Origin of the sequence: Chryseobacterium proteolyticum (genome assembly GCF_046591535.1) — a bacterium.
GTDB classification, from domain to species: Bacteria; Bacteroidota; Bacteroidia; order Flavobacteriales; family Weeksellaceae; genus Chryseobacterium; species Chryseobacterium proteolyticum.
Map to the genome: position 1 here is coordinate 1 of NZ_JBJLWK010000030.1, position 721 is coordinate 721.

Here is a 721-nt window from a genome sequence, read left to right on the forward strand (position 1 = left end):
GAAGGGTGGGACAACTGTGAGTTTAACTATAGATGGGAAACCTTTAAAACAATTAGGCTTAGCGCTTTTACCAGGATTCCAACATCCAGCAGCCCCACCAATTCGTGACTACACAGTTTCTATACCTGGTCGTCCTGGTGCTTATTATTTTGGCTCAGACATAGATCCTATGGAATTTAACCTACCTTTACTTGTTAAACCGCAAGAAAATAGATTTGAATTAGCGGCAGCTGTCAGAAAAATGGTGGCTGCCTTTATTGATCCTTATGGAAAGCCCAAAGAAGTGAAATTAATTTATGATTACGAACCTGATAAATATTATCTAGCTAGATACAGTGGTTCAATGCCAATTGAACGGTATTTAAGTATGGGTAAGTTTGAATTACCTATGATAGCTTATGATCCTCATGCTTATTCAATTGTGGAAAGCACTGAAGATGTATTGTGGGGAGATAATATTCCATTTATGTCAGATATTCTTCTTGGTGGGAGCGATTCTTCTTATGTTGTAACCGAACCGCAGAATTTAAGTGTCAAAAATGCAGGTTCGAAAGTATCACGTCCAGTGGTAGAAATATCAGGAAGCGCAACATCCTTAACTCTCACTATTAATAGCGAGAGTTTTTCTTTTGGGACATTTACTAATTCTTCATTTGTAATTGATGCAGAAAGATATGCAGCTATTAAAGATGGGAGTAATTTCTTATTCCAATTAAAGGAG

The 721-nt window shown here is 37.2% G+C and carries 1 protein-coding gene; it reads left to right on the forward strand.

Annotated elements, in window-relative coordinates; all coding sequences use genetic code 11:
- On the forward strand, positions 1 to 721 hold a 721-nt coding region (locus ACJ5H0_RS23110; protein WP_411252197.1), incomplete at both ends, for a distal tail protein Dit.